The organism is Citrobacter sp. KTE30, assembly GCF_000398825.1.
GTDB lineage: Bacteria > Pseudomonadota > Gammaproteobacteria > Enterobacterales > Enterobacteriaceae > Citrobacter > Citrobacter freundii.
Genome location: NZ_KB976055.1, coordinates 4,171,394 through 4,176,622, shown reverse-complemented (window position 1 = coordinate 4,176,622; position 5,229 = coordinate 4,171,394). Strand labels below are relative to the sequence as shown.

The 5,229-nt window shown below is 52.2% G+C and carries 2 tRNA genes and 3 rRNA genes; all 5 read left to right on the top strand.

The window, feature by feature from the left end:
- Nucleotides 1–52 precede the first annotated feature (52 nt).
- A 16S ribosomal RNA gene (locus tag WC1_RS03440) occupies nucleotides 53–1,594 on the top strand.
- Between the two features lie 71 nt (nucleotides 1,595–1,665).
- Nucleotides 1,666–1,742, top strand: a tRNA-Ile gene (locus WC1_RS03445).
- A 105-nt stretch (nucleotides 1,743–1,847) separates the two neighbouring features.
- Nucleotides 1,848–1,923: transfer RNA gene (locus tag WC1_RS03450), tRNA-Ala, on the top strand.
- A gap of 206 nt (nucleotides 1,924–2,129) precedes the next feature.
- A 23S ribosomal RNA gene (locus WC1_RS03455) occupies nucleotides 2,130–5,036 on the top strand.
- Between the two features lie 97 nt (nucleotides 5,037–5,133).
- Nucleotides 5,134–5,228: ribosomal RNA gene (rrf, locus tag WC1_RS03460) — 5S ribosomal RNA — on the top strand.
- Together the 16S, 23S and 5S rRNA genes with 2 tRNA genes alongside form the textbook arrangement of a ribosomal RNA operon.
- Nucleotide 5,229: the final 1 nt, after the last annotated feature.

Below are 5,229 nucleotides of genomic sequence, written 5' to 3'. Positions count from 1 at the left end.
TGAGTGAACATACGTAATTCATTACGAAGTTTAATTCACGAGCATCAAACTTAAATTGAAGAGTTTGATCATGGCTCAGATTGAACGCTGGCGGCAGGCCTAACACATGCAAGTCGAACGGTAGCACAGAGGAGCTTGCTCCTTGGGTGACGAGTGGCGGACGGGGGAGTAATGTCTGGGAAACTGCCCGATGGAGGGGGATAACTACTGGAAACGGTAGCTAATACCGCATAACGTCGCAAGACCAAAGAGGGGGACCTTCGGGCCTCTTGCCATCGGATGTGCCCAGATGGGATTAGCTAGTAGGTGGGGTAACGGCTCACCTAGGCGACGATCCCTAGCTGGTCTGAGAGGATGACCAGCCACACTGGAACTGAGACACGGTCCAGACTCCTACGGGAGGCAGCAGTGGGGAATATTGCACAATGGGCGCAAGCCTGATGCAGCCATGCCGCGTGTATGAAGAAGGCCTTCGGGTTGTAAAGTACTTTCAGCGAGGAGGAAGGCGTTGTGGTTAATAACCTCAACGATTGACGTTACTCGCAGAAGAAGCACCGGCTAACTCCGTGCCAGCAGCCGCGGTAATACGGAGGGTGCAAGCGTTAATCGGAATTACTGGGCGTAAAGCGCACGCAGGCGGTCTGTCAAGTCGGATGTGAAATCCCCGGGCTCAACCTGGGAACTGCATCCGAAACTGGCAGGCTAGAGTCTTGTAGAGGGGGGTAGAATTCCAGGTGTAGCGGTGAAATGCGTAGAGATCTGGAGGAATACCGGTGGCGAAGGCGGCCCCCTGGACAAAGACTGACGCTCAGGTGCGAAAGCGTGGGGAGCAAACAGGATTAGATACCCTGGTAGTCCACGCCGTAAACGATGTCGACTTGGAGGTTGTGCCCTTGAGGCGTGGCTTCCGGAGCTAACGCGTTAAGTCGACCGCCTGGGGAGTACGGCCGCAAGGTTAAAACTCAAATGAATTGACGGGGGCCCGCACAAGCGGTGGAGCATGTGGTTTAATTCGATGCAACGCGAAGAACCTTACCTACTCTTGACATCCAGAGAACTTAGCAGAGATGCTTTGGTGCCTTCGGGAACTCTGAGACAGGTGCTGCATGGCTGTCGTCAGCTCGTGTTGTGAAATGTTGGGTTAAGTCCCGCAACGAGCGCAACCCTTATCCTTTGTTGCCAGCGATTCGGTCGGGAACTCAAAGGAGACTGCCAGTGATAAACTGGAGGAAGGTGGGGATGACGTCAAGTCATCATGGCCCTTACGAGTAGGGCTACACACGTGCTACAATGGCATATACAAAGAGAAGCGACCTCGCGAGAGCAAGCGGACCTCATAAAGTATGTCGTAGTCCGGATTGGAGTCTGCAACTCGACTCCATGAAGTCGGAATCGCTAGTAATCGTGGATCAGAATGCCACGGTGAATACGTTCCCGGGCCTTGTACACACCGCCCGTCACACCATGGGAGTGGGTTGCAAAAGAAGTAGGTAGCTTAACCTTCGGGAGGGCGCTTACCACTTTGTGATTCATGACTGGGGTGAAGTCGTAACAAGGTAACCGTAGGGGAACCTGCGGTTGGATCACCTCCTTACCTTAAAGAAGCGTTCTTTGTAGTGCTCACACAGATTGTCTGATGAAAATTAGCAGTAAGAAAATCTCTGCAGGCTTGTAGCTCAGGTGGTTAGAGCGCACCCCTGATAAGGGTGAGGTCGGTGGTTCAAGTCCACTCAGGCCTACCAAATTCTTTCTGATACCGCGTTGTGAAACGACTCGCATACTTCAGTATGCTTCGCCGCTCCACGCCTTGTCTCAGCAGGAATTAAGGTGAATGAGATAACTACGATGGGGCTATAGCTCAGCTGGGAGAGCGCCTGCCTTGCACGCAGGAGGTCTGCGGTTCGATCCCGCATAGCTCCACCATCTTTACTGCAAAAACACAAGAAAACTTCAGAGTGTACCTGAAAAGGTTCACTGCGAAGTTTTGCTCTTTAAAAATCTGGATCAAGCTGAAAATTGAAACGACACACTGTTTCATTTCTCCGTAATAAGAAATGAAAAATGGTGTGTTCGAGTCTCTCAAATTTTCGCAACACGATGGTGTTTTACGAAACATCTTCGGGTTGTGAGGTTAAGCGACTAAGCGTACACGGTGGATGCCCTGGCAGTCAGAGGCGATGAAGGACGTGCTAATCTGCGATAAGCGTCGGTAAGGTGATATGAACCGTTATAACCGGCGATTTCCGAATGGGGAAACCCAGTGTGATCCGTCACACTATCATTACGTGAATACATAGCGTAATGAAGCGAACCGGGGGAACTGAAACATCTAAGTACCCCGAGGAAAAGAAATCAACCGAGATTCCCCCAGTAGCGGCGAGCGAACGGGGAGCAGCCCAGAGTCTGAATCAGCTTGTGTGTTAGTGGAACGGTCTGGAAAGTCCGACGGTACAGGGTGATAGTCCCGTACACCAAAATGCACAGGTTGTGAACTCGAAGAGTAGGGCGGGACACGTGGTATCCTGTCTGAATATGGGGGGACCATCCTCCAAGGCTAAATACTCCTGACTGACCGATAGTGAACCAGTACCGTGAGGGAAAGGCGAAAAGAACCCCGGCGAGGGGAGTGAAAAAGAACCTGAAACCGTGTACGTACAAGCAGTGGGAGCCTCTTTATGGGGTGACTGCGTACCTTTTGTATAATGGGTCAGCGACTTATATTCTGTAGCAAGGTTAACCGTATAGGGGAGCCGAAGGGAAACCGAGTCTTAACTGGGCGTTAAGTTGCAGGGTATAGACCCGAAACCCGGTGATCTAGCCATGGGCAGGTTGAAGGTTGGGTAACACTAACTGGAGGACCGAACCGACTAATGTTGAAAAATTAGCGGATGACTTGTGGCTGGGGGTGAAAGGCCAATCAAACCGGGAGATAGCTGGTTCTCCCCGAAAGCTATTTAGGTAGCGCCTCGTGAACTCATCTTCGGGGGTAGAGCACTGTTTCGGCTAGGGGGTCATCCCGACTTACCAACCCGATGCAAACTGCGAATACCGAAGAATGTTATCACGGGAGACACACGGCGGGTGCTAACGTCCGTCGTGAAGAGGGAAACAACCCAGACCGCCAGCTAAGGTCCCAAAGTCATGGTTAAGTGGGAAACGATGTGGGAAGGCACAGACAGCCAGGATGTTGGCTTAGAAGCAGCCATCATTTAAAGAAAGCGTAATAGCTCACTGGTCGAGTCGGCCTGCGCGGAAGATGTAACGGGGCTAAACCATGCACCGAAGCTGCGGCAGCGACACTATGTGTTGTTGGGTAGGGGAGCGTTCTGTAAGCCGTTGAAGGTGTACTGTGAGGTATGCTGGAGGTATCAGAAGTGCGAATGCTGACATAAGTAACGATAATGCGGGTGAAAACCCCGCACGCCGGAAGACCAAGGGTTCCTGTCCAACGTTAATCGGGGCAGGGTGAGTCGACCCCTAAGGCGAGGCCGAAAGGCGTAGTCGATGGGAAACAGGTTAATATTCCTGTACTTGGTGTTACTGCGAAGGGGGGACGGAGAAGGCTATGTTAGCCGGGCGACGGTTGTCCCGGTTTAAGCATGTAGGCGGAGGTTCCAGGTAAATCCGGTACCTTTTTAACGCTGAGGTGTGATGACGAGGCACTACGGTGCTGAAGTAACAAATGCCCTGCTTCCAGGAAAAGCCTCTAAGCATCAGGTAACACGAAATCGTACCCCAAACCGACACAGGTGGTCAGGTAGAGAATACCAAGGCGCTTGAGAGAACTCGGGTGAAGGAACTAGGCAAAATGGTGCCGTAACTTCGGGAGAAGGCACGCTGATATGTAGGTGAAGTGATTTACTCATGGAGCTGAAATCAGTCGAAGATACCAGCTGGCTGCAACTGTTTATTAAAAACACAGCACTGTGCAAACACGAAAGTGGACGTATACGGTGTGACGCCTGCCCGGTGCCGGAAGGTTAATTGATGGGGTTATCCGTAAGGAGAAGCTCTTGATCGAAGCCCCGGTAAACGGCGGCCGTAACTATAACGGTCCTAAGGTAGCGAAATTCCTTGTCGGGTAAGTTCCGACCTGCACGAATGGCGTAATGATGGCCAGGCTGTCTCCACCCGAGACTCAGTGAAATTGAACTCGCTGTGAAGATGCAGTGTACCCGCGGCAAGACGGAAAGACCCCGTGAACCTTTACTATAGCTTGACACTGAACACTGGTCCTTGATGTGTAGGATAGGTGGGAGGCTTTGAAGTGTGGACGCCAGTCTGCATGGAGCCATCCTTGAAATACCACCCTTTAATGGCTGGGGTTCTAACGTGGACCCGTTACCCGGGTTGCGGACAGTGTCTGGTGGGTAGTTTGACTGGGGCGGTCTCCTCCTAAAGAGTAACGGAGGAGCACGAAGGTTAGCTAATCCTGGTCGGACATCAGGAGGTTAGTGCAAAGGCATAAGCTAGCTTGACTGCGAGAGTGACGGCTCGAGCAGGTGCGAAAGCAGGTCTTAGTGATCCGGTGGTTCTGAATGGAAGGGCCATCGCTCAACGGATAAAAGGTACTCCGGGGATAACAGGCTGATACCGCCCAAGAGTTCATATCGACGGCGGTGTTTGGCACCTCGATGTCGGCTCATCACATCCTGGGGCTGAAGTAGGTCCCAAGGGTATGGCTGTTCGCCATTTAAAGTGGTACGCGAGCTGGGTTTAGAACGTCGTGAGACAGTTCGGTCCCTATCTGCCGTGGGCGCTGGAGAATTGAGGGGGGCTGCTCCTAGTACGAGAGGACCGGAGTGGACGCATCACTGGTGTTCGGGTTGTCATGCCAATGGCATTGCCCGGTAGCTAAATGCGGAAGAGATAAGTGCTGAAAGCATCTAAGCACGAAACTTGCCCCGAGATGAGTTCTCCCTGAGACTTTAAGTCTCCTGAAGGAACGTTGAAGACGACGACGTTGATAGGTCGGGTGTGTAAGCGTAGCGATACATTGAGCTAACCGATACTAATGAACCGTGAGGCTTAACCTTACAACGCCGAAGATGTTTTGGCGAAGAGACAGACATCAGATTCAGCTTGATTACAGATTACATTAACCGGCGAAAAGCGGGTTAATAACAGAATTTGCCTGGCGGCTGTAGCGCGGTGGTCCCACCTGACCCCATGCCGAACTCAGAAGTGAAACGCCGTAGCGCCGATGGTAGTGTGGGGTCTCCCCATGCG